20 protein-coding genes are annotated in these 22,271 nt (G+C 71.5%); 8 read left to right on the forward strand and 12 right to left on the reverse strand.

Features of this window, described 5'->3' with window-relative positions:
- Nucleotides 1–43: 43 nt before the first annotated feature.
- Complete coding sequence (panB, locus tag AW271_RS24530; protein ID WP_062339948.1) at nucleotides 44–868, forward strand: 3-methyl-2-oxobutanoate hydroxymethyltransferase; 825 nt, start codon at nucleotides 44–46, stop codon at nucleotides 866–868.
- Between the two features lie 786 nt (nucleotides 869–1,654).
- Here panB and AW271_RS24535 read toward each other — a convergent pair.
- Both AW271_RS24535 and AW271_RS24540 read right to left on the reverse strand, forming a co-directional pair.
- Nucleotides 1,655–2,554 carry a threonine/serine dehydratase gene (locus AW271_RS24535; RefSeq protein WP_062339949.1) on the reverse strand — a complete coding sequence of 300 codons (900 nt, stop codon included), beginning with the start codon at nucleotides 2,552–2,554 and terminating at the stop codon, nucleotides 1,655–1,657.
- Between the two features lie 53 nt (nucleotides 2,555–2,607).
- Nucleotides 2,608–3,789 carry a trans-sulfuration enzyme family protein gene (locus tag AW271_RS24540; RefSeq protein WP_062339950.1) on the reverse strand — a complete coding sequence of 394 codons (1,182 nt, stop codon included), beginning with the start codon at nucleotides 3,787–3,789 and terminating at the stop codon, nucleotides 2,608–2,610.
- Nucleotides 3,790–3,878: 89 nt separating this feature from the next.
- Here AW271_RS24540 and AW271_RS24545 point away from each other — a divergent pair, with 89 nt between their 5' ends.
- Nucleotides 3,879–5,324, forward strand: coding sequence for an aminotransferase-like domain-containing protein (locus tag AW271_RS24545; protein WP_062339951.1), 1,446 nt, complete (start codon nucleotides 3,879–3,881; stop codon nucleotides 5,322–5,324).
- A gap of 64 nt (nucleotides 5,325–5,388) precedes the next feature.
- Nucleotides 5,389–6,066 (forward strand): alpha/beta fold hydrolase, encoded by a 678-nt coding sequence (locus AW271_RS24550; protein ID WP_062340160.1) that lies wholly within the window; start codon nucleotides 5,389–5,391, stop codon nucleotides 6,064–6,066.
- Here AW271_RS24550 and npdG read toward each other — a convergent pair whose 3' ends face one another.
- Both npdG and AW271_RS24560 read right to left on the reverse strand, forming a co-directional pair.
- The gene (gene npdG, locus AW271_RS24555; protein ID WP_083977214.1) at nucleotides 6,067–6,729 is read right to left on the reverse strand and encodes an NADPH-dependent F420 reductase; all 663 of its coding nucleotides are present in this window, start codon (nucleotides 6,727–6,729) and stop codon (nucleotides 6,067–6,069) included. It abuts the gene before it with no gap.
- A gap of 57 nt (nucleotides 6,730–6,786) precedes the next feature.
- The gene (locus AW271_RS24560) at nucleotides 6,787–7,932 is read right to left on the reverse strand and encodes a lipase family protein (RefSeq protein ID WP_062339953.1); all 1,146 of its coding nucleotides are present in this window, start codon (nucleotides 7,930–7,932) and stop codon (nucleotides 6,787–6,789) included.
- Nucleotides 7,933–8,097: 165 nt separating this feature from the next.
- On the opposite strand from AW271_RS24560, the gene AW271_RS24565 reads away from it, so the two are divergent.
- Nucleotides 8,098–8,676, forward strand: coding sequence for a hypothetical protein (locus tag AW271_RS24565; RefSeq protein ID WP_174553116.1), 579 nt, complete (start codon nucleotides 8,098–8,100; stop codon nucleotides 8,674–8,676).
- 123 nt (nucleotides 8,677–8,799) lie between these two features.
- On the opposite strand, the gene AW271_RS24570 is transcribed toward AW271_RS24565, so the two are convergent.
- Nucleotides 8,800–9,750 carry a LysR family transcriptional regulator gene (locus AW271_RS24570; RefSeq protein ID WP_062339955.1) on the reverse strand — a complete coding sequence of 317 codons (951 nt, stop codon included), beginning with the start codon at nucleotides 9,748–9,750 and terminating at the stop codon, nucleotides 8,800–8,802.
- 75 nt (nucleotides 9,751–9,825) lie between these two features.
- Here AW271_RS24570 and AW271_RS24575 point away from each other — a divergent pair, with 75 nt between their 5' ends.
- Nucleotides 9,826–10,083: a CBU_0592 family membrane protein gene (locus AW271_RS24575; protein ID WP_062339956.1), complete on the forward strand. Its 258-nt coding sequence runs from the start codon at nucleotides 9,826–9,828 to the stop codon at nucleotides 10,081–10,083.
- A complete protein-coding gene (locus AW271_RS24580) occupies nucleotides 10,080–10,709 on the forward strand; it encodes a cyclase family protein (RefSeq protein ID WP_062339957.1) in 630 nt (209 codons plus the stop codon). Before AW271_RS24575 ends, AW271_RS24580 begins: the two co-directional genes overlap by 4 nt.
- A 442-nt stretch (nucleotides 10,710–11,151) precedes the next feature.
- Here the strand turns inward: AW271_RS24580 and AW271_RS24585 are convergent, their stop codons facing one another.
- On the reverse strand, nucleotides 11,152–11,340 hold the full coding sequence (locus AW271_RS24585) for a hypothetical protein (RefSeq protein ID WP_439649003.1): 189 nt from the start codon (nucleotides 11,338–11,340) through the stop codon (nucleotides 11,152–11,154).
- Nucleotides 11,341–11,383: 43 nt separating this feature from the next.
- On the opposite strand from AW271_RS24585, the gene map reads away from it, so the two are divergent.
- Nucleotides 11,384–12,232, forward strand: coding sequence for a type I methionyl aminopeptidase (gene map, locus AW271_RS24590; RefSeq protein WP_062339959.1), 849 nt, complete (start codon nucleotides 11,384–11,386; stop codon nucleotides 12,230–12,232).
- On the opposite strand, the gene AW271_RS24595 is transcribed toward map, so the two are convergent.
- From AW271_RS24595 to AW271_RS24615, 5 genes are all read right to left on the reverse strand, one after another.
- Complete coding sequence (locus AW271_RS24595; RefSeq protein WP_062339960.1) at nucleotides 12,219–12,638, reverse strand: sensor histidine kinase; 420 nt, start codon at nucleotides 12,636–12,638, stop codon at nucleotides 12,219–12,221. The two genes, map and AW271_RS24595, sit on opposite strands and share 14 nt — an antisense overlap.
- A 103-nt stretch (nucleotides 12,639–12,741) precedes the next feature.
- Entirely contained in the window at nucleotides 12,742–14,760 is a 2,019-nt protein-coding gene (locus tag AW271_RS24600) for a bifunctional copper resistance protein CopD/cytochrome c oxidase assembly protein (protein ID WP_245653181.1), read from the reverse strand.
- Between the two features lie 8 nt (nucleotides 14,761–14,768).
- Nucleotides 14,769–15,329, reverse strand: a complete 561-nt coding sequence (locus tag AW271_RS24605) for a copper resistance CopC family protein (protein ID WP_062339961.1) — start codon at nucleotides 15,327–15,329, stop codon at nucleotides 14,769–14,771.
- Between the two features lie 83 nt (nucleotides 15,330–15,412).
- Nucleotides 15,413–16,753, reverse strand: coding sequence for a helix-turn-helix domain-containing protein (locus tag AW271_RS24610; RefSeq protein WP_369408470.1), 1,341 nt, complete (start codon nucleotides 16,751–16,753; stop codon nucleotides 15,413–15,415).
- A 787-nt stretch (nucleotides 16,754–17,540) separates the two neighbouring features.
- The gene (locus AW271_RS24615) at nucleotides 17,541–19,010 is read right to left on the reverse strand and encodes a PucR family transcriptional regulator (RefSeq protein WP_062339962.1); all 1,470 of its coding nucleotides are present in this window, start codon (nucleotides 19,008–19,010) and stop codon (nucleotides 17,541–17,543) included.
- Nucleotides 19,011–19,118: 108 nt separating this feature from the next.
- Here AW271_RS24615 and AW271_RS24620 point away from each other — a divergent pair, with 108 nt between their 5' ends.
- Nucleotides 19,119–21,344, forward strand: a complete 2,226-nt coding sequence (locus tag AW271_RS24620; RefSeq protein WP_062339963.1) for a molybdopterin cofactor-binding domain-containing protein — start codon at nucleotides 19,119–19,121, stop codon at nucleotides 21,342–21,344.
- A gap of 201 nt (nucleotides 21,345–21,545) precedes the next feature.
- Here the strand turns inward: AW271_RS24620 and AW271_RS24625 are convergent, their stop codons facing one another.
- Entirely contained in the window at nucleotides 21,546–22,211 is a 666-nt protein-coding gene (locus tag AW271_RS24625; RefSeq protein ID WP_062339964.1) for an SAM-dependent methyltransferase, read from the reverse strand.
- Between the last annotated feature and the right edge of the window lie 60 nt (nucleotides 22,212–22,271).

Consider the following 22,271-nt stretch of genomic DNA (forward strand, 5'->3'; position numbering starts at 1 on the left):
GTCCGGGGACGCCACAGGGGCGCCACGAGACCAGGAGGTAGCCATGTCCTCTGCACTTTACGGCGGGGCCGCCGGCCGCCGGGTGACCGTACGCGACATCCAGGCAGCCAAGTCGAGCGGCGAGAAGTGGCCGATGGTGACGGCCTACGACGCCATGACCGCCCGCGTCTTCGACGAGGCCGGCATCCCGGTCATGCTCGTCGGCGACTCGGCCGCGATGGTCGTCTACGGCTACGACTCGACCCTGCCCGTCACGGTCGACGACCTCATCCCGCTGACGGCCGCCGTGGTCCGGGGCTCGTCCCGCGCGCTCGTCGTCGCCGACCTCCCCTTCGGCTCCTACCAGGCCAGCTCCGCGCAGGCCCTGGAGACCGCCGCCCGCTTCATGAAGGAGGCCGGCGCCCACGCGGTCAAGCTCGAAGGCGGCCACCGGGTCCTCCCCCAGGTCGAGGCCCTCGTGTCGGCCGGCATCCCGGTCATGGGCCACCTGGGCCTGACCCCCCAGTCGGTCAACGCCTTCGGCGGCTACCGCGTCCAGGGCCGGGGCCAGTCGGGCGACGAACTGATGGCCGACGCCAAGGCGCTCGAACACGCGGGAGCCTTCTCCCTGGTCCTGGAGTGCGTCCCCACCGACCTGGCCGACCGCGTGACCGCCGCCCTGTCGATCCCCACGATCGGCATCGGCGCCGGCCCCGGCACCGACGCGCAGGTCCTCGTCTGGCAGGACCTGATGGGCCTGACCGAACGCCCGGCGAAGTTCGTGAAGAAGTACTTCGACCTCCACGGCGAAATGGACCGCGCCGTCCGCGCCTTCGCCGACGAAGTGAGCTCCGGCGCCTTCCCGGCCAAGGAGCACAGCTACAGCTAACCTCACCGGTCACCCCCGTCGCGACAAGGACTCCGCCGGGGGTGACCGGGAGGTCCCCTTCTTCTCGGTTACGGCTCCGCCGACAGCGGCCCCGCCCCCGCCCGGCCTGGGCGCCGTCCCCGGCGCCAACCGGCCGCGCCCGGCTCACCGCCGCGACGACGGGCATCCAGCCGAACGACAACGCCCTGAACGCTCGCCGGCCGAAGCCGATGCCCGGTGATCAGCATCCGAGCCTGGGCACTCCCCCTTGCCCCGGCTCCCCACGGGCAGGCTCTGACAGGCATCGCCCCCACCCTCACCGACCCGGGACGTAGCGCCCAGCGACAAGGCTTGTGCACTCGCCGGCCGGGCCTGGCGCTCACCGCTCCGGCCGGCACTCATCGACCGAACACTCTGCTCAGGCTCGGCACTCACCACTCCGGCCGGCACTCATCGACCGGACACTCTGCTCAGGCGTGGCACCGGCGACCGGGCTTCGGCACTGCGAACCCGGCATTCACCGCACCCGCAGGCACCCGCACCCGGATCTGGGCCTGACCCACGGCGAAGCCGGATTGCGGGGGGCCGGACGTCTGTTCGCGCCCGAAATTTCATGAAGTGTGCCCACCTGAGCAATGCGCCTCCGCACGAGCAGGAAGCTCCGTCGGGCGGCTCCCGCCGCCCGAAATCTCGTGACATGCGCCCGCCCGGGCCAGGCGGCCTCCGTACACCCCAAAGCCTTTTCGGGCGGCTTCGCCGCCCGAAATTTCGGCATATCGGCCCTGTTCCCGCGCCTGTCGGGTCGCCTCAGGCGAGGGTCGACGGGTCGGTGTTCGAGCCGCACACCACGATCGCCGTCGTGGTGCCCGCCCTCGGGGCCCAGCGGCCCGACTGGAGTGCGGCGAAAGCGGCCGCGCCCGCGTGCTCGGCCGCGACGCGGTGGTCTCTCCACAGGGTGCGGCGGGCCTCGACGATCGCCTCGTCGGTGACCAGCACGCTCGTCACCCGGTCCTGGAGCCCCTCCAGCGCGATCCGGCCCGCCCTGCTGGCCCCCAGCGCGTCGGCGCCCACGCCCGAGACCTCCACGCCGACCGGCTCTCTCGCCGACAGCGCCTCGTGGATCGTCGGGATGAGTTCGGGTTCGACCACCACGACCTCACCGCCGAACGCCGCCCTCACCCCGCCGGCCAGCCCGCCGCCGCCCGCCGCGACCACGATCGTGTCCAGACCCGGGATCTGCTCCTCCAGCTCCACGGCCAGGGTGCCCTGACCGGCGACGACCTCGCGCTGGTCGTAGGCGTGCAACTCGAGTGCGCCCGTCTCGGCGGCGCGCTTGCGGGAGGCGTCGAGGGCGTCGGCGTAGATCGCGCCGGTCACCACGACCTCGGCGCCGAGGGCGCGAAGGCCGGCGATCTTGACCGGCGCGCAGACCTCCGGGACGAAGATCTCCGCCCTGATCCCCAGCGCCCGCGCCGCATACGCCACGGCGAGGCCGTGGTTGCCGCCGCTGGCGGCGATCACCCCGGCCGCCGGGAGGTCGGCGGAGAGGATGCGGTTGAAGGCGCCCCTGACCTTGAACGAGCCCGAATGTTGCAGGCACTCCAGTTTGAGCCAGACCCCGGGGGCGGCCTCGACGACCGGCGTGCGCCTGACGCGCCCGCCGATCACCGAAGCGGCGTCGATCACTTCGTCACGCGTGAGTCTCATCGGCCCATCATCGCGCACGCCTCCACCCGGCCTCGGTGACGGGAAGAAGCGGTTCAGCCGGCCGAGTCGAGGGCCTGGGCGAAGTCGGCCCACAGGTCCTCCGGGTGTTCGATGCCCACGGCGATCCGGACCGTCCCCGGGTTGATGCCCGCCGCCGCCAGGGCCGCGTCCGAGACCGAGCGGTGCGACGTCGACGCCGGGTGCAGGACCAGCGTCTCGACCCCGCCGAGCGACGGCGCGAGCAGGGCCACCTTCAGGGACTTCATGAACCGCACCCCCGCTTCGCGACCGCCCGCCAGGTCGATCGAGAACACGCCGCCGAAGTCGGGCAGCAGTTTCGACGCCAGGGCGTGGGACTTGTGCGTGGACAGGCCGGGCCAGTGGACGGCCGCGACCGCCGGGTGGCCGGCCAGGCGGGTGGCCAGGATGCGGGCGTTCTCATGGTGGCGGGCCATCCGGAGCGGGAGGGTCTGGAGGCCGCGCAGGGACAACCACGACGCGAACGGGTCGGGGGCCGCGCCGAGGCCGCAGTGGAACTTCCAGACCTTGCGGTGCAGCTCGTGGTCGGCGAAGACCGAGATGCCGCCGACGATGTCGGCGTGGCCCGACAGGTACTTGGTCGAGGAGTGCACGACGATCGAGGCGCCGTGCTCGATGGGGCGGCACACGATCGGCGAGGCGAAGGTGTTGTCGACGATCACCGGGACGCCGGCCTCGCGGCCGACGGCGCACATGCCGGGCAGGTCGGCGACCTGGGTCATCGGGTTGGCGATGGTCTCCAGGTAGAGGAATTTCGTCTCCGGGCGGAGGGCGGCGCGGGCGGCCTCGGGGTCGTCCTCGGGCACGTACGTGACCGAGATGCCGAACCTGGCCTCCAGTTCCTCCAGCATGTGGCCGGTGCCGCCGTACAGGGAGTGCTGGGCGACGACGTGGTCGCCGGGGCTGAGCAGGGCCAGGAAGACGGTGTTGATCGCGCCCATGCCCGTCGCGGCGGCGACGGCGGCGACGCCGCCCTCCAGGCCGGCGACGGCCTCCTCGAACACCCGGGTGGTGGGGTTGGAGTAGCGGCCGTAGACGAAGGCGCCGTCGGGGCGGTCCATGCCGTCGGCGAACACGGCCGGGTCGTCGAACAGGAACCCGGAGGTCTGGTAGATCGGCGTCGAGATCGGCGCGCTACCTTCTGGCTGAACCTTGGGAAGGTGGACAACTCGTGTATCCGGTCGCAAATCAGTCACACAGCTAAGGATGACGGGTCACCCGGACTGGTTGGAGAGCCAATCGTGGTGAATTGGCTCGCATCGCGATCCAATGTCACGATGACGGCATGACGGAGGAGGATCGTCTCGTCGGCTGGCTCGGGCGCTGGGCGTCCGGGCGGGGGCCGCTCTATCTCCTGCTGGCGGCCCGGTTACGCGGGCTCATCGACGACGGGCTGCTGGCCCCCGGCTCCCCGCTGCCGCCCGATCGGGTGCTGGCCCGCCGGCTGGCGGTCGGGCGGGGCACGGTCGTCTCGGCGTACGAGCTGCTCCAGCAAGAAGGCCGCCTGGTGCGGCGGCAGGGCAGCGGCACGCGGGTGGCCGAGGCGGAGCTGCCGGTCAGCCGGTCGTCCGGCGCGGGCGCCAACCCGTTGCTGCTGCACGTGCTCGACCCGCCCGACGGGGTGACGCTGCTGACCTGCGCGGCCCCGGTCGAGCCGCCGCCCGAGCTGGTCGAGGCCTACCGCGAGGCGGCGACGCGGCTGCCCCGTGACATCGGCTACCACCCGGCCGGGCTGCCGGAGTTCCGGCAGGCGGTGGCCCGCCACTTCACCCGGCTCGGGCTGCCGACCGAGCCCGGCGAGATCCTCGCCACCAACGGCGGCCAGCAGGCGATCTCCCTGCTGGCGAGCCAGTTCGTCAGTCCCGGCGACACGGTCCGGATGGAGTCGCCGACCTACACCGGGGCGGCGGAGATCCTGCTCGACGCCGGGGCCAGGATCGACGCCTGCGACCTCGACGAATTGCACGAATGGGGCGTGTTGTCGCCCCGGGGCCGGTCGGCGCCGGTGCGGCCCGCGCTGGCGTACACGATCCCGACCGCGCACAACCCCACGGGCCGGGTGATGCCGCCGCTCGCCCGGCGGCGGCTGGTGGCGTGGGCCGAGGAGGCCGACGTGCCGGTGATCGACGACGCGGTCCCGGCCGAGTTGTGCTTCGACGGCGAGCGGCCGCTCCCGCTGGCCGCCTACGCCCGGGGCGAGCAGGTGCTGACGGTGGGCTCGCTGAGCAAGCTGGTGTGGGGCGGCCTGCGGGTCGGCTGGATCAGGGCGGCGGTCCCGGTGATCTCGCGGCTGGCCCGGCGGCGGGCCATCCACGACCTGGGCGGCGACGCGATCGGCCAACTCGCGGCGGTGATCCTGCTCGACCGGGCTGACGAGGTGCGGCGGGCCCGCCTCGCGGTGCTCAAGCGCCGCCACGACCACCTGGTGTCACTGCTGCGCGAGCACCTGCCCGAGTGGTCGGCCCAGCCGGTGGCGGGCGGGCAGACGTTGTGGGTGCGCCTGCCCCGGGGCGACGCGGGCGCGTTCGCGCAGCTCACGGCCCGACACGGGGTCGCGGTGCCGCCGGGAACGGCCTTCGACCCGGCCGGGACCGGCTACGAGGTCATGCTGCGGCTGCCCTTCGTGCACCCCGAGGACGAGCTGACCCGCTGCGTCGAGGGCCTGCGGTCGGCGTGGCACGACTACAACGGCAGCCGCCGCCGGCCGGCGCTGCCCACGCTCGTCGTCTAGAAGATTGTTCACGGGCAGCGGACAAGCCACCCAAAACCGCTGCGGCGGGTGAATGCTGGTGCCCATGGACGCCACCTTCCTCCTCGTGCACAGCCCCGCGGTCGGACCGGCCACGTGGACCCCGGTGGCGGCCGAGCTGCGCGCCCGCGGCCGCCGCGCGGTGGTCCCGTCACTGACCGAGGTGACGGCGGGCCCGCCGCCCTATTGGCCGCGCGTGGTCGACCAGGTGTCCATGGCGGCCCCCGACGGCCCGGTGGTGGTCGTCGCCCACAGCAACGCCGGCCTCTACGTCCCCCTCGTCGCCGAACGCCTGCGCGGCCAGGTGACGGCGGTGCTGTTCGTGGACGCCGCCCTCCCGCCCCGCCGCGGCTCGATCCCGGCGGCCGAGTCCGACCACCTGACGTTCCTCGGCGCGATGGCCGACGAGAACGGCGTGCTGCCGCGCTGGACCGACTGGTGGCCCGAGGAGATGGTGTCGGCGCTGGTGCCCGACCGGCGCACCCGCGACATGATCGTGGCCGAGCAGCCGCGCCTGCCGCTGCTCTACTACAGCCAGCACATCCCCGTCCCGCACACGTGGGACCACGTGCGCGGGGCCTACCTGTGGTTCAGCGACCCCTACGAGCGCACGGCCAAGGAGGCCGACGAGCGGGGCTGGCCGGTGACCCGGATCCCGGGCGACCACCTGCACCAGGTGGTCGCGCCGGGCGCGGTGGCCGACTGGCTCGTCGCGAACGCCTGATCAGACGTCGGTGACGCGGATGCCGGCGTGGGCCTTGTAGCGCCGGTTGATCGACACCAGGTTGGCCGTGAACGCCTCGACCTGGTGGGCGTTGCGCAGCCGCCCGCCGTAGATTCCCCGCACGCCCGGGATGCGCGCCGCGAGGGCCTGCACCAGGTCGGTGGCCTCGCGGTCGTCGCCGAGCACCAGCACGTCGAGGTCGATCGCCTCGACCGCCGGGTCGAGCAGCAGCTTGGCCGAGACGTGGTGGAACGCCCCGACGACCCGGCTGCCCGGCAGCACCGCCGCGGCCTGCTGGACCGCGCTGCCCTCCTCGACGGGCAGCGCGTAGGCGCCCTGCTTGTCGAACCCGAGCGGGTTGACGCAGTCGACCACGATCTTGCCCGCCAGCACGCCGGCCAGGTCGGTGAGCAGCGCCTTGTGGCCGTCCCACGGCACCGCGACGATCACCAGGTCGGCCTCGGCGGCGACGTCGGCGTTGGCGCCGCCCTCGACGCGGCCCGCCTCGGCCAGCGCGTCGGCGGCGGCCTGGGCCCGCTCGGCGCTGCGGGAGCCGATGAGCACGCGGTGCCCGGCCAGGGCGAACCGGCGCGCCAGCCCGTTGCCCTGGTCGCCGGTTCCGCCGAGGATCGCGATCGTCACGTCGTCAAGTTGGTCGGCCATGTTCTCGATCATGCCAGGGACAACACCGGGTCTCGTGCACGTCATCCCCGGGACGGCTCAGCAGTTGCCGAACGCCGGCAGCCCGAGCACCCGCCCGGCCAGCCAGGCGATGGCCAGCGGCCCTCCCTCGACCGCGCCGAGCACGTGGCTGGGCGCCGGGACGCTGGTCCAGGTCACCGTGCCCCCCTTGGCGCACCACTCGGAGCGCAGCGTGCGGCTGACGCCGATCGGGATGATCTCGTCGCCGGTGCCGTGCCAGACGAACACGGGCACCGAGGGCCGGGTCGCGCCGAGGCGGTTCTCCTGCAGGCGGGCGGTCCAGTCGGGGCGGTTCATGACGTCCTGCGTGGTGAGTTCGGCGAGGGTGCGCCCGGCGAGCTTGTCGCGCAGTTCGTCGACGCAGTCGTCCCGGGCGTCGGCGAACAGCGCGGCCCCTTCGGGGGTGAGGTGGTCGGCGAGCCGCAGTTCGGGGTAGGCCGCGTCGAACCCGAGGCCCGCCGCCGCGGCCAGCCCGAAGTCCCCGCCGCCGTCGACGTTCTCGGCGACCTTCTTCAGATCGGCCGGCACACCGCCCGCCGCCACCCCGCGCAGCCGCAACTCCGGCGCGTACGACGGCTGGAGCTGGGCCGCCCAGCCCGCCGACGCGCCACCCTGCGAGTACCCCATGACCACCACGGGCCCCCCGGCCGCCAGCCCCGCGCCGGGCACCCGGGTGGCCGCCCGGATCGAGTCGAGCACCGCGTGCGCCTGGGACTTCCCGGCCATGTACGTGTGGTCTCCCGGCGTCCCGAGCCCTTCGTAGTCGGTGACCGCCACGGCCCAGCCCTTGAGCAGCATCAGGCTGACGAAGGCGAGTTCGAGCTCGGTCCCGTTGGCCATGGCGGCGCTGGGCGCGCACTGGTCGCCGAGGCCGTGGGTGCCGACGGCGTAGCCGACGATGGGCCGTTTGCCGAGGTATCCGGACTTGGGGACGAGCAACGTACCGGAGACGACGGTCGGCCCCCCGACCGCCGAGGTCGACCGGTAGCGGAGGTGCCACGCCCGGGCCGGCACCTCCAGCAGCCGACCGGGCGCGAGGTAGACGGTGGTCGGGGTGGCCTCGACGACGTCGCCCGGCGCGGCGGCCTGAGCGCCCGACGGCACGAGGAGAGGGAACACGAGGGCCACGATCGCGAGCACGGTGGCACGGACTCGAAGACGCATGGGGACATGCCGCCCTTCACGGGATCACTTCTCGGGGGACGGCGCCGTGAGCCGATGGTTACCTGCGAGTAGACGCGAGTCAAGTACCGAGTCAGGCGAATTGTCCGGCGCCGGAAAAACCGAAGCGCCCCGTGCGCTCCCACCCCCTGAGGCACGATGGGCCGCATGGACGCCGAAGCGGTCAGCCTCCTGCGCGAGGCCCTCGACTCCACCGAATGGCCCGACCGGGCCCGGGCCCTCGGCCGGGCGATGCGCACCACACGCTCCCCCGGCGGCCTGCTGATCGCCGGCACCCCCGACGACGAGCCCTGGCACCTGACCGCCCACCTGGCCGACGAGGCCCGCCTGTCGGGCCTGACCCAGCTGACCCCGACCCTGGTCCGCTGGTCGCCCGACCTGACGGCCCCGCCGCACCTGCGGGTGGGCGTCGACCGCCTGCTGGAGGCCCGGCGCGGCGAGACGCTCGTGGTGGTGGCGGAGACCGAGGCCCCGGCGCCGCTGCTGGAACGCGTCTCCGACGCCCGGAAGACGGGCGCGACCATCCTGGCCATCGACGGCGGCGACCCCGAACTGGAGGCGCTCGCCCACGACGCCTTCGCGGTCCCCCGGCTGACCGCCCCGCTCACCTTCGACGGAGCCCAGCACCTGGTGAGCATGGCCGCCGGAGAGGCTCCGAGAAAGGGCATGCGAGAACGCTTAGCCCGGCTGGCGGACAGAATCAGCGGCCCACGAGTGCCGGATTGAGCGCGAGCAGGCCCGCCCCCGACCTCTGAGCGCCTTCCTCCCGGTCGCTCCCGCTGCGGGCGGCGCGCCGCCGGAAATTTCGGCATACCGCCCGGCTCGCCGCCATACTCCCGGCGCGGCAGGTCAGTGGGCCTCCAGCGAGGCGCTGAGGATCGCCACCCGCTCGGTCAGTTCCTCCGCCGCCTCGCGCAGCACCTCGATGACCACCGCCTGCACCGGGTCGGGCTCCCCCGACCGCGTCCGGCTCACGCGGGTCAGCGCCTCGATCCGCCGCGACCCCACCTCGTGGATCCCGGTCACCACGACCTCGCCCCGGGGGAAGTCGAGCAGCGCGAGCGAGGGCACGATCGCCACCCCGTGCCCCGCCGCGACCAGGCTGAGCACCGGCGGGAACTCCGAGATGACGTGCGTGCGCCGCGGCTCGAAGCCGTGGAGCTGGCTGAGCCGTTCGAGGGCCGCGCCGCACGCCTGGAACGACACCCCCGCCACCCACGGCAGGTCGGCCAGTTCGGACACGTCGGCCGGGATGTGGTCGAGGGTGGGCGGGGCCACGATGCGGTATTCGTCGTCGTAGAGCCGGTGCCGGGTCATCGACGGGAGCGACGGCGCGGGGGTGCTCATGTCGCGTTCGGTCACCACGAGGTCGACCGAGCCGAGCCGGAGCTCCTGGAGGGCGTCGCTGCCGTACACCTCGTTGATCACCGGGACGATCCGGGGATGGCGCTCGGCGAGCACCCGCAGCGCCGGCACCAGCAGGTGCCGGATCACCGTCGGGAAGGCCGCGATGGTCACCGGACCTGACAGGCGTTCGGTGAAGCGGTTGAGCTCGTTCCTGGCCTCGGAGAGCTGCTCCTCGATGCGTTCGCCGTAGGCCGACAACACCCGCCCGGCCGGCGTCAGGGAGATGCGGCGCTGGGAGCGGTCGAGCAGGGCCAGGCCGACTTCGCGTTCGAGCTGGGCCAGTTGCTGGGAGACGGCCGACGGGGTCAGGTGGAGCGCTTCGGCGGCCTTCATCACGCCACCGCGGCGGGCGACCTCGTGGAGGATGCGCAGCCGTCGGGGGTCTATTTCCATGTAGAGAAGCTTATGGGCCGCTTAAGTTATCTTCACTTGCCCTTCAAATGGACATACCGCGAACATGAGGGGCAAATGTCAACGTTCATCACCGCGATCGGCACACTCGGCGCGATCGCCCTCCTCATCGCCTACGGCCTCGTCTCCACGTCCAGGATGACCGGAGACAGTCTGGCCTACCAGGCCGTCAACCTCGGCGGCGCGGCCGCCCTGGCCATCAACAGCGGATATCACGGCGCCTGGCCGTCGGCGATCCTCAACATCGTGTGGAGCGCCATCGGCGTCCTCACCCTCAGCCGGTTCATCGCACGAAGGGCGGCACGGAAGACATGAGCCTCATCGAACTGAGCCACCGCATCGTCGAGGGGATGATCACCTACCCGGGCATCCCCGCGCCCGTCCTGGGCGTGCACCTCAGCCGGGAGGCGTCCCGCGACCTCTACGCCGAGGGCACCGAGTTCTTCATCGGCACGATCACGATGGCCGCCAACACCGGCACCTACCTCGACAGCCCCAACCACCGCTTCGCCGACGGCGCCGACCTGTCGGGGCTGCCCTTGGAGAAGCTGGCGAACCTGGAGGGCGTGGTCGTGAAGGGCACCGAGCTCCCGGAGGACCTCGACTTCACCGGCAAGGCGGTGCTCTTCCACACCGGCTGGGACACCCACTGGGGCACCGACGCCTACTTCTCCGGCCACCCCCACCTCACCGCCGAGACCTCGGCGGCCCTCGTGGCGGGCGGCGCGACCTTGGTGGGCATCGACTCGTTCAACATCGACGCCACTCCCCCGAAGGGCGAGCGCCCGGCCCACACGACCCTGCTCGCGGCGGGCATCCCGATCGTCGAGCACCTCACCAACCTGGGGGCGCTCCCGGCGTCGGGCTTCCGCTTCCACGCGGCCCCGCCCCTGGTCGCGGGGATGGGCACCTTCCCGGTGCGGGCCTACGCGGTGGTCTGACTTCCCGTTCTTGTACGCCCTCAAGAGCGCCCCAGCCGAGGGTGATATGCCGAAATTTCGGGCGCGGAGCGCCCGACCTCCGGCTCCAGCCTTCCCGACACCAGGATTTCCGACTCCCGGGTTCCCGACTCCCGGAGTCACGGCTCTCGGAGTCACGGCTCTCGGAGTCACGGCTCTCGGAGTCACGGCTCTCGGAGTCACGGCTCGTGGTCCCCGGCTCGTGGTCCCCGGCTCGTGGTCCCCGGCTCGTGGTCACGGCTCGTGGTCACGGCTCGCTTTCACGGCTCGTGTTCACTGGCGGGATCAGCCGTGGCGGCGGTGGCGCGGCGGGGCCGGGGAGCGCCGGGTGCGGTGGCGCGGCCGGACGGCGGTCGGGGCCGGGGTAGGCGGAGCCGTAACGGAGAATCGGCTTTGAGAACGACCCCGGCCACGTGCGCCGGATCTAGTCGTCGTCCCACTCCTTGTCCTGTTCCTTCCAGGCCTTGTTGCGGGCGGAGGCCGTCGTGAGGGCGTTGGCCGCCTCGGCCTCGGTGTCGTAGGGCCCCATGCGGTCTTTGTTGGGGCAGCCCTGGTCGCCCTCGACGCGCATGTGCTTGAGACAGAACCACCAGTGTCCATTTTGCTCGCTCACAACGGCCATCTTGCCCCTTCCGCGCGCACATAGACTTGCGCGCATGACGACACTGCTCCGGCCCGGGCGGATCTCGCCCACCCGCAAGGTTCCCGCGCACATCGAGCGTCCGGAATACGTGGGGAAGAAGGAGCCGAAACGCGGCGCGTCAGACGTGCAGACCCCCGAGACGATCGAGAAGATGCGGGTCGCCGGGCGCATCGCCGCCCAGGCGCTGGAAGAGGTCGGCAAGCACGTCGCGCCGGGTGTGACGACCGACGAGCTCGACCGGATCGGCCACGAGTTCCTGCTCGACCACGACGCCTACCCCTCGACCCTCGGCTACCGCGGCTACCCCAAGTCGCTCTGCACGTCGATCAACGAGGTCATCTGCCACGGCATCCCCGACGACACGGTCCTGAACGACGGCGACATCGTCAACATCGACATCACCGCCTTCATCGGCGGGGTCCACGGCGACACCGACGCGACCTTCCTGTGCGGCGACGTCGACGAGGAGTCGCGCCTGCTCGTCGAGCGCACCCGCGAGGCCACCAGCCGGGCGATCAAGGCCGTCGCCCCGGGCCGCCAGCTCAACATCGTCGGCCGGGTCATCGAGGCCTACGCGAAGCGGTTCGGCTACGGCGTGGTGCGTGACTTCACCGGCCACGGCATCGCCCACTCGTTCCACAGCGGCCTGATCGTCCCCCACTACGACGACCCGTCGCTCGCGGTGACGCTGGTGCCGGGCATGACGTTCACGATCGAGCCGATGCTGACGCTCGGCACGATCGACTACGAGATCTGGTCTGACGGCTGGACCGCCGTCACCAAAGACCGCAAGCGCACCGCCCAGTTCGAGCACACGGTGCTGGTCACCGACTCGGGCGTGGAGATCCTCACGCTCCCCTGAGCGCCCGCTTCGGCACGACGCCGCTCAGCGTCGTGCCGGAGCCCAGCACGCTGTTGATCGACAACGTGCCGCCGATCTCGACGAAGTTGGCCCTCATGGCGGCCAGCCCCCGGCCGGTGGTGCCCTCGGAGAAGCCGACGCCCTCGTCGCTGACGGTCATGCGCAGGCCCGAGTCGCCGACCGTGATGGCGACGGCGACGTGGCGGGCGCCGCTGTGGCGCTCGACGTTGGCGAGGGCCTCGGTCACCACGGCGTAGACCCCCCGCACGACGGCCGACGGCAGCGGCGCGTCGGGCAGCGCCCAGGTCTCGACCGCGATGCCGGTTCTGACCGACCAGTCGCCCAGGTATTCCTCGAGGGCGGGCTTGAGCCCGGTGCCCTCACGCAGCCGCAGTTCCTCGGACAAAGCTCTCCAACTCCCCTGATCTTCACCGGCGACGCTAACGGGTGAGACTCAAGGAACGGTTGCCGTTTGCTTAGGGTTTGCCGAACCCAGATGATGATGCCCGTTACCGCTTTTGGTCACGCTTGTTGAGCTTTGCCAGATAGTCGTTGTAGGCGTCGAGTTCGGTGTCACCGGTCCCGCCCGTGCGCGCCGCGACCAGGTCGGCCTTGCGGTCGAGCCGCCGGGCGACCCGCTCGTCGGCCCGCCACCACTGGACGGCCAGCGCGATGAGCACGATCAGCGTGGGAATCTCGCCGAAGCCCCAGGCGATGGCCCCGCCGGTGTTCTGGTCGGCCAATGACGACGCGCCCCAGGTTCGGCCGAGCTGTTCGTACCAGTCGACGGCCAGGACACCGCCCATGCTCATGATCGCCATCGCGAAGAACGCGTGGAAGGGCATCGTGACGAACAGCAGCAGCATGCGGCCCACATAGGGCAGCTTCGTTGGCGCCGGGTCGACCCCGACGATCACCCAGAAGAACAGGGTGCCGGTCAGCAGGAAGTGCAGCGACATGGCGATGTGCCCGAGGTGCTCCTCCATGGCCGACTCGAACAGCGGCGTGAAGTAGAGCGCGTACGTCGACACGACGAACAGGGCGGTCGCGATGGCCGGGTGGGCGACGAACTTGGCGACCCGGCTGTGCAGGATCACGGTGATCCACTCGCGCGGCCCCCGGTCGCCCCGGCGCGCGGCCGGCTTCAGCGCCCGCAGCGCCAGCGTGACCGGCGCGCCGAGCACCAGGAAGATCGGCACCAGCATCGAGAGGATCATGTGCTCGGTCATGTGCACGCTGAACAGCACCGGCGCGTAGCGGGCCACGCCGCTCTGGGTGGTCAGCACGAGGATCACGATGGCCAGGCCCCACGCGATCGACCGCCCGAGGGGCCACTTGTCGCCGCGCCTGACGAGCCGGACGACCCCGGCGGCGTACAGGCCCCCGAGGACCGCGGCGATCACGGCGAAGAAGAGATCGAACCACCAGAGCGTGAGCAGGTTCGTGACGGAGATCGGCGGCGGCATGACGTAGCCGAGCAGGTCGAACGCCCGGTCGGTGGGCAGCGTCTCGACGGGCGGCGGCGCGGTCTGCGCGAGCGCCACGGCGATGCCGACGGTGCCGGCCATCAGCATGATCTCGCCCAGCACCAGCTTGACGAACGCCATCGGCCGCCCGGCGGCCAGATCGGGCAGGGTGCGCTTGCGGTGCCACCAGCCGACGGCGCCCAGCGCGGCATATGCGACGATCTTGACGAGCAGGATCACCCCGTACGCCGAGGTGAACAGCGCCGACACCGACGCGATGCGGGCCGCGACCGACGCCAGCCCCGACAGGCCGACCCCGACGAAACACCAGAACGCCATGCGGGAGAACCGATCGGCGGCCAGCGGCAGCCGGTCGTGACCACGCAGGGCGTGGTAGCAGAGCAGCCCGAGCCCGCCCACCCAGAGCGCCAGGAACAGCAGGTGGAAGGCGACCGACGTGGTCGCCAGCCCGTGGTTGGGAGCGCTGGAGGAGTGCCCGGTCAGCGCCGGCGGCAGCAGCGTGGCCAGCGAGAACACCAGCAGCCCGCCGGCCGCGCCGACGGTGATGGCCCCCCGCGCGAACAGCGCGATCGAGACCGAGAACAGCACGACGAGCGTGAGCGCGATGCCCTGCGGGGTCTGCCCGGCGTAGCTGGTCAGCTGATTGCCGTCGAGCACGACGCCGACCGGCTGGCCGAGCGACTGCGACAAGCCGAAGACGAGGTTGAGCGCCGCCGCCCCGCCCCACACCAGGGCCGCCCAGCTGGCCGCCTTGACGTAGCCGAGGGCGGTCTTCCCGAGCAGCCCCTTGTCGGAGGGCAGCAGCGCGGCGGCCATGAGCAGCAGCCCGACGGTGACCAGCCCCGCGACGTCCATGCCGAGCTTGGAGACCGGCACCATCCACCGGGTGAGCGTGCCCTCGTCGGGCAACCCCGGGATGACCCGCGGCGTGGCCGCGCCCCCCGCCACCATGCCGACGACCAGCGCCCCGGCGGCGGCGCACCCACCCGCGATCGCGAGCCGGACGGTACGGTTCATCCGGGCGGCCTTCCCATCGGACATTCCGGCCATTATGGCTTCTTGCGCATGCTGAAGGCCATGCCGATCCCGATGCCGGCGATCCCGAAGACCACGATCCACACCCAGGCGGGAATCTGCCTGTTCTCCTCGGGCGCGGCGGGGTTCGCGGGGGCGCTCGGCGTGGGCGCCGCGACGGCGGCGGCCTGGACCGGCTGCGGAGTGGCCGGCGCGGCCCCCCGCCCGGCGGACACCGGCGCGTAGGTGAACGGGATCTCCCCCTCGACGGGGTGCCCGTCACGGGAGACGACGCGGTAGGCGATCGTGTAGGCCCCGGAGGGCAGCGCCGAGGCGGGCCCGACGTCCTGGACGACCTTGCGCCCGTCGACCCGGGGCTTCCCGTTCTCGTAGCGCTGGCCGTCGGGCCCGGTCAGCACGACGGCGGGGAACCGCACCGACTCGCTGAACTCGAGCGTCATCCTGGGCAACGCGGTGACCCGCGTGTTCTCGGCGGGATCACTGCTGCGCAGAGAGGTGTGCGCGGCGGCCGGCGCGGAGGGCAGCAGAAGGGCCGCGACGACGGCCAGAACGGCGACGATCGGTGAACTCTTCATGGCGCCCTAAGGCTACCGACGCATGCCGGTGGTCTCACCGCGAGCCCGTTCCCGGACCGCGGGGACCACCGGCCGCGCCACGGTCACAGGCCGACGCAGGCCAGCGCCTTCTGGGCGGCGATGATGCTCTGGTCGTGGTCGTGGAGGCGGTCGTACGCCTCGGCCACGGTCAGCCAGCTCTGGGCCCAGCGCCGCATCGGGGCCGGGTCGAAGGCCTCGGTCGCGTGGTTGAGGGCGACGGCCGCCTCTTCGTCCTCGTGGAGGATCAGGAGGGCCTGGCCCTGGACCAGGTTGGCGTCGGCCCAGTGCTCGCCACGGGAGTCGCGGAGCATCTCGTCGGCCACGCGGGTGTTCTCGACCGCCTGGCGCGGGTTGCCGAGCGCCAGTTCCGTGCGGCCCAGTTCGATCTGGCAGCGGGCCTTGTCGAGGACCGAGGCCGAGGACTCGCTCATCTCGCGCTGCGCGCGGAGCAGCAGGTCGCGGGCGGCCTCGACGTCGTTGGCACGGGTGCGGACGATCATCGTCGCGTAGGCCACCCGGAGGCGGGCCAGGTTGCGGTGGTCGCCGTTCTCGGAGTGGATGGCCATCGCCCGCTCGAGCAGGCTCATGCCCTCCTCGCCGCGACCGGTCTCCTGGGCGACGAAGGCCGCGTTCCACGAGGCGGCCACGATGGCGCGGGGGGTGCCGAGGAGCTCGGCGGCCGAGAGCAGCTCGGAGGCGAAGTGGCGGGCCCGCAGCAGGTCGCCGCGGGTGCGGTAGACCGACAGCAGCGTCGAGCCGAGCTCGATCAGGGCGTCGGTCCAGGCCGGGCGGGTGGTGCCGCCGAGCAGCGCCTCGCCGACGCGGACCGCCTCGCCGAGCTCGCCCTCGTCGCGGTAGCAACGGCAGAGCGCCACCGCGACCGCCACCTGCCACTCGACCGACATCGGGCGCTCGGTGTCGGCGCGCAGGCCCTTCAGCAGGCGGATCGCCTCACGCCGGTCGCCGCACGCCTCGGTCGCCAGGGCGCAGCCGTATTCGGCCTCCTGGCGGAGCTGGGCCAGACCGGTGAGGCTGGTGTCGGTGAGGAGCTCGGCGTAACGGCGGCGGGCTTCCTGGGCTTCGCCGTTCTCCAGCGCCAGCCGTGCGAATCGCAGGCCGACCTCGATCTCTTCCATCTGTTCGGCGGTGACGCCATTGACAAGATAAGTGAGAGAGCAGTCGAGTTTTTGAGCCAGGAGCTCCAGAACTGCCGGAGTAGGGGTACGCTTACCGCTCTCAATTAGGGAAACATAGCTGTCGGACAGCTCAGGATGTGCGAGTTGCGCTTGAGAGAGCCCCCGCTGTCGGCGGATGGTCTTGATGCGCTGACCCACTAGATCTTGACCGGTCACCAGCACCCCCTGGAAAAATGCAAGAACCTCTAGACCCGACGGGAGCCCCACCGTGCGACGCCGCCTGATCACGCTTGCTCTTACGACCTTGTTTGCGGTTACCACCGCCGCAGGGATCAATGCTACGGCCGCCAGCGCCACTTCGTCCCCGCTGAAGGTTTACAGCATCGAATGCTGCTGACTCGTTACGTGAGTCAGGAAAGTCAAGAGAAGTTTCCTAGCGTGAACCCCATGTGAGCCTCCCCCACCGACTCCCAGGCACCGGGACGGATCCCCTGGCCACAGCATGAACTCGGAATCGCGGCACTGGCCAGTGCCGCGATTCTTTTTATGTCCCACCAGCGGTTTTCACTTTCCGTAGTGGTGAAATCACAAAGAGCGATCGTGGGAAAATCTGGAGTCGCGCCAACTTCACGCCATATCAGCCACTGGAGTCACCTCCAACCTCGGGTGATCTGCGACTGAGGTGACGCCAGATGCACGTGCAGATGAAAGAGACCACGCTCAGCGCGAGGAACCTCCCACGAAGACCGTTCTGTCCCGATCGGCACGGCACTGCGCCCCCGCCGGCCCGCGGTCCGCATCGGGCGGCCCTCGCCCCGTCGATCACCGGCGCGGTCAAGAGGACGGGACAATCGCTCCTCTTCGTTCGGCGAACGCCGGAACGGCGACGCCCAATTCGAACTCACTTTCCCGCCGAATTCGGGGAGATCCGATATAACGGAGAATGCGGCCGGAAAAAACTAATGCGCCAAGTCTCGGTGATTAAGGTGAGTTGTCCGGAACTCACGTGCGCAGCGACCGTTCACGCCGCCGACGCCGATTCATTCATTCGTGATCATGAAGCCCGCAGGGCCAAATACAAATCCACCCGGTCGGCCATCGTCGTCAGATTCCGTCCGGTCAGTTCCTCCACGCGTTTGATGCGATACCGCACCGTGTTCACGTGCACGTGCAGCCGCTCCGCGCAGACGTTCCACGATCCTGCACAGTCGAGAAACGTCGACAACGTCCGCACCAGATCGGCCTGATGCCGCCGGTCATACCCGAACAGCGGATCGAGCAGCCGTGAAGCGAACCCCCGCCGGATGTCGTCGGGCACCGTAGCCAGCAACAATGCGTGGGTGTAGATCTCGTCGCTGGTCACCAGGCCGCCCTCGCGGGCGTCGGCCATGCGGCGGGCGTACCCGGCCTCCTCGATGCCGCCCCGGATCGCGGCGGGACCGGTCAGGGCGGCGCTGACGCCGAGCGAGAGGCGGACCCCGGGCCCGGCCACGGCGGCGGCCCGCGCCGTCAGAACGGTGGTCAGCTCCTCAAGGGAGTCACGGAGCGGCACCAGGGCCAGGCCCGCGTCGGCGGCGGCCACGGCGACCACCGAGCGGTCGAGCAGCTCCTCCAGGACCAGGCCGCCCAGGGTGGCGGCGTCGGGGCCGTCGGAGGCGCCGGAGCGGAGGGCCGTGCAGGCGACGATCGCGTAAGGAGCGGCCACGTCGAGGCCGCAGGTGCGCATCCGGGCCGACAACTCCGGCAGGTCGGCGCTGCCGGCCAGGCCGACGAGCTGTTCCAGCAGTCGCCGTTCGACGCGGCGGCCCTCCTCCATGCGGGTGCGTTCGAGGGCCACGCACGACGCCAGCTCATAGCCGATCTCCGGGTTCACGTCGCCGTCCAGGACCAGGGCCCAGCCGGCCACGCGGGGGCTGCGGTCGACGGTGAAGATCGTGCGGGGGTCGGCGGTCACGTGCGGGAGGCGGACGGCGCGGAGGAACTCCAGCGCCAGGCGGGAGGCGTCGGGGACCTCTCCGGCGATCACCCGGCCGGTCGCCGAGACGACGCCGCCGGTGAGGCCGAGTTCGTCGTGGGCCATCCGGAACAGCTCCGGCAGCCCGGCGCCCTCGGCGACGGCGGCGAAGATGCGGCGGTGGCGGCCGAGGGCCAGGCGCTGTTCGCCGGCCATGCGGCGGTCGACGACGTCGATGATCGCGCCGAACGACACCTCGATCGGGACCTCGATCAGGGCCAGACCGCGGGCGCGGCAGGCGGCCACGAGATCGTCGGGCACGTGGCCCAGTCGGGCGTCTCCGGCGGCGAGGGCGGTGACGCCGGCCCGTACCAGATGATCGACGAAGACCTCCGAGTCGGAAGGCCGGTGCCGCCACATCATGCCGGTGAGCACCAGTTCGCCGCCGGACAGGTAGCGGCCGGGCCGGGGCAGGTCGGTCACCACGACGCCGGTGATCTCGCCGACCGGCTCCCCGGTCAGCAGGATGAGCCGCAGCGTCTCCTGGGCCAGCAGCTCACTTATCTGCACAAGACCCACCTTATTTGGATGAATCTACAAGCGCCGCCCCCTGCGGCCCCGGCGTTTCATCGGTCAGCCGATAGGTCCGGAAACAAAAGGTTGGTCTACTGGGCGTCTATGAGCATCGCCACCGGACGCACCGAGAGAACCGGACAGGGAATCGGGCAGAGCCTGCTCCGCCCCGACGGCACGCTGAAGGTCACCGGGGAGTTCGCCTACTCCTCCGACCTGTGGCTCGACGGCATGCTCTGGGGCGCCACCCTGCGCAGCCCCCACCCGTCGGCCTGGATCAGGTCGATCGACGTCGGCCCGGCGCTCACGGTGCCCGGGGTGTTCGCGGTGCTCACCCACGAGGACGTGCCCGGCGAGAAGTTCTACGGCCTCGAACACAAGGACCAGCCCGTCCTCGCCATCGACCAGGTCCGCTACCAGGGAGAACCGGTCGCGCTGGTGGCCGCCGACCATCCCGAGACGGCCCGCCGGGCCGCCGATCTCATCGAGGTCGTGTACGAGATCCGCGAGGCCGTCACCGACCCGCGCAAAGCGGCCTTCGATCCGGAGTGCCCGCAGGTCAGCGTCCACGGGAACCTGGTCAGGCACCAGCCCGTGAGAGTCGGCTCGACGTTCACCGCCGACGTGGTGGTCACCGGCGAGTACGAGGTCGGCATGCAGGACCAGGCGTTCCTCGGCCCCGAGTCGGGCCTCGCGGTCCCGGCCGAGGACGGCGGCGTGGACCTCTTCATCGCCACCCAGTGGCTGCACGTCGACCAGGACCAGATCGCGCCCTGCCTGGCCCTCCCGAAGGACAAGGTCCGCCTCACGCTGGCCGGCGTCGGCGGCGCGTTCGGGGCGCGCGAGGACCTGTCGATGCAGATCCACGCCTCGATGCTGGCCCTGCGCACCGGCAAGCCGGTCAAGTTCGTGTACGGCCGCGAGGAGTCGTTCTTCGGGCACGTGCACCGGCACCCGGCGTGGATGCGCTACGAGCACGGCGCGACGCGCGACGGGAAGCTCGTCTACGTCAAGGCGGAGATCGTGCTCGACGGGGGCGCGTACACCTCCAGTTCGCCCGCCGTGGTCGGGAACGCGGCCTCGCTCGGGGTCGGGCCCTACGAGGTGCCGAACGTCTTCATCGACGCCTACGGGACGTACACCAACAACCCGCCCTGCGGGGCGATGCGGGGGTTCGGGGCGGTCCAGGCCTGTTACGCCTACGAGTCGCAGATGGACCGGCTCGCCGAGGCGTGCGGGGTGTCGCCGGTCGAGATCCGGATCCGCAACGCCGTCTCGCAGGGGTCGCTGCTGGCCACCGGCCAGGTGATCGACACCCCGGCGCCGCTCGCCGACATGCTGCGGGAGCTCGACGCGATGCCGCTTCCCGGGCCCTCCTCTCTCGACCTGCGCGAGCTGCCGGGCGGCGTGGCGCAGACGACCCACGGCGAGGGGGTCAGGCGGGGCGTCGGCTACGGCGTCGGCATCAAGAACATCTGCTTCTCCGAGGGCTTCGACGACTACTCGACGGCCCGGGTGCGGGTGGAACTGCTCGGCGGCGAGCCGCACGTGCTCGTGCACACGGCGGCGGCCGAGGTCGGGCAGGGCCTCGTCATGGTCAAGACCCAGATCGCGCAGACCGAGCTCGGCATCGACCGGGTCACCATCGTGCCCGCCGACACCACCGTCGGCTCGGCGGGGTCGTCGTCGGCCTCGCGGCAGTCGTATGTGACCGGGGGCGCGGTCAGGGCCGCGAGCCTCGCGGTGAAGGAGCGCCTCGACGCCCTCACGACCGGCGGCCGCGGCCTCGCCGAGGCGCTGGCCGAGGAGGGCCCGGTCGAGGAGACCCGCGAATACCGGCACCGCCGGACGTTCCCGATGGACCCGGTGACCGGCCAGGGCGACTCGCACACCCAGCTGGCGTTGTGCGTGCACCGCGCGGTCGTGGACGTCGACGTGGAGCTCGGGCTGGTCAAGGTGGTCGAACTGGCCGCCGTCCAGGACGTCGGGAAGATCCTCAACCCGCTCGCGCTCGAAGGCCAGATCCACGGCGGCACCGCCCAGGGCCTCGGGCTGGCGCTGATGGAGGAGATCCAGGTGCGCGACGGCAAGGTGCTCAACCCGTCGTTCACCGACTACCTGATCCCGACCATCCTCGACATGCCGCCCATGAAGTTGTCGATCCTGGAAAATCCCGACCCGCACGCGCCCTACGGGCTGCGGGGAGCGGGCGAACCGCCGACCCTGTCGTCGACCCCGGCCATCGCGGCGGCGGTCCGCGCGGCGACGGGGCTGCCGCTGCCCCGGGTGCCGATCAGGCCGGACGACATCGCCTTGAGCGTCTTGGCCTGACACGCCGGCCACGGGGACGAGCACCGACACGAAAGGCATGATTCCGGCCCGTCATCGCCCGTGGCAGGCAGGAAGCCCGCGACGACGGCTCCCGGTCCTCCGTGGCAGGAAAGGGCGGGTGCCGATCTCCCCGGAACCGCCTGCCTGCGATCGGGCGCCTGTCGCTGTTCCAGCGGGCTCACTTCCTGCCGCCGACCGGGGTCAGGTCCTGGGCACGCGCCGGTAGTGCAGGAGATGGTCTTCGCGGACGCCCGGTTCGCCGGTGGGCGAGGTGACCTCGATGGCGACGGTCTCGGCCCGGATCGTCTGCCATTCCCCGTCGGCCAGGCACAGGGCCGCGATGTTCTCCTCGGGGGTCTGCACGGTGAGGTTCAGCGGGTGCTCGGTGAGCCCCTCCGGCATCCTCGGGTGCCACGGCGGGACGCTCTGGTGGGAGACCACGAGCAGATGCCCGCCCGGGGCGACCGCCTCGGCCGCGCGCCCCAGGATCCGCTCCCGCTCGCCCGGGACGACGAGCGGGGAGTGCAGGAACTGGGCGGAGACCAGGTCGAACGACCCCTCCGGGAAGTCCACCGCCAGGTCATGGCGCGCGAATGTGATCTGGTCGGTGACCCCGGCTCGGGCGGCGTTCTCCCGTGCTCCGTCGAGGGCGACGTCGGACACGTCGACGGCGGTCACCCGCCAGCCCCGGCGGGCCAGCCAGATCGCGTCGGCGCCCCGCGCGCAGCCGAGGTCCAGCGCCGATCCCGGTGCGAGATTCTCGGCTTCGCCGACGAGATACCGGTTCGGATCGGGCCACACGCCATCGCCGAAGCTGTCGTGGAGCCGGTCCCAGAACTCGCGGGTGATCCCTGTCCTGTCACTCATGGGTTCGATCTCCTTGTACTCGGCCTACGTCTTCAGGTCGGCGGTCATGGGCACGCCGCT

Source organism: Herbidospora sakaeratensis (genome assembly GCF_001570525.1).
In the GTDB taxonomy this organism is placed as follows: domain Bacteria; phylum Actinomycetota; class Actinomycetes; order Streptosporangiales; family Streptosporangiaceae; genus Herbidospora; species Herbidospora sakaeratensis.

Excerpts from the sequence above, each read along its gene's own strand:
- AW271_RS24560 (WP_062339953.1), bottom strand. The coding sequence starts at position 7,932 with ATGCGTCTTCGAGTCCGTGCCACCGTGCTCGCGATCGTGGCCCTCGTG.
- AW271_RS24545 (WP_062339951.1), top strand. The coding sequence starts at position 3,879 with ATGACGGAGGAGGATCGTCTCGTCGGCTGGCTCGGGCGCTGGGCGTCC.
- AW271_RS24620 (WP_062339963.1), top strand. The coding sequence starts at position 19,119 with ATGAGCATCGCCACCGGACGCACCGAGAGAACCGGACAGGGAATCGGG.
- npdG (WP_083977214.1), bottom strand. The coding sequence starts at position 6,729 with ATGGCCGACCAACTTGACGACGTGACGATCGCGATCCTCGGCGGAACC.
- map (WP_062339959.1), top strand. The coding sequence starts at position 11,384 with ATGACGACACTGCTCCGGCCCGGGCGGATCTCGCCCACCCGCAAGGTT.
- AW271_RS24550 (WP_062340160.1), top strand. The coding sequence starts at position 5,389 with ATGGACGCCACCTTCCTCCTCGTGCACAGCCCCGCGGTCGGACCGGCC.
- panB (WP_062339948.1), top strand. The coding sequence starts at position 44 with ATGTCCTCTGCACTTTACGGCGGGGCCGCCGGCCGCCGGGTGACCGTA.
- AW271_RS24625 (WP_062339964.1), bottom strand. The coding sequence starts at position 22,211 with ATGAGTGACAGGACAGGGATCACCCGCGAGTTCTGGGACCGGCTCCAC.
- AW271_RS24575 (WP_062339956.1), top strand. The coding sequence starts at position 9,826 with ATGTCAACGTTCATCACCGCGATCGGCACACTCGGCGCGATCGCCCTC.
- AW271_RS24600 (WP_245653181.1), bottom strand. The coding sequence starts at position 14,760 with ATGTCCGATGGGAAGGCCGCCCGGATGAACCGTACCGTCCGGCTCGCG.
- AW271_RS24570 (WP_062339955.1), bottom strand. The coding sequence starts at position 9,750 with ATGGAAATAGACCCCCGACGGCTGCGCATCCTCCACGAGGTCGCCCGC.
- AW271_RS24580 (WP_062339957.1), top strand. The coding sequence starts at position 10,080 with ATGAGCCTCATCGAACTGAGCCACCGCATCGTCGAGGGGATGATCACC.
- AW271_RS24605 (WP_062339961.1), bottom strand. The coding sequence starts at position 15,329 with ATGAAGAGTTCACCGATCGTCGCCGTTCTGGCCGTCGTCGCGGCCCTT.
- AW271_RS24565 (WP_174553116.1), top strand. The coding sequence starts at position 8,098 with ATGGACGCCGAAGCGGTCAGCCTCCTGCGCGAGGCCCTCGACTCCACC.
- AW271_RS24535 (WP_062339949.1), bottom strand. The coding sequence starts at position 2,554 with ATGAGACTCACGCGTGACGAAGTGATCGACGCCGCTTCGGTGATCGGC.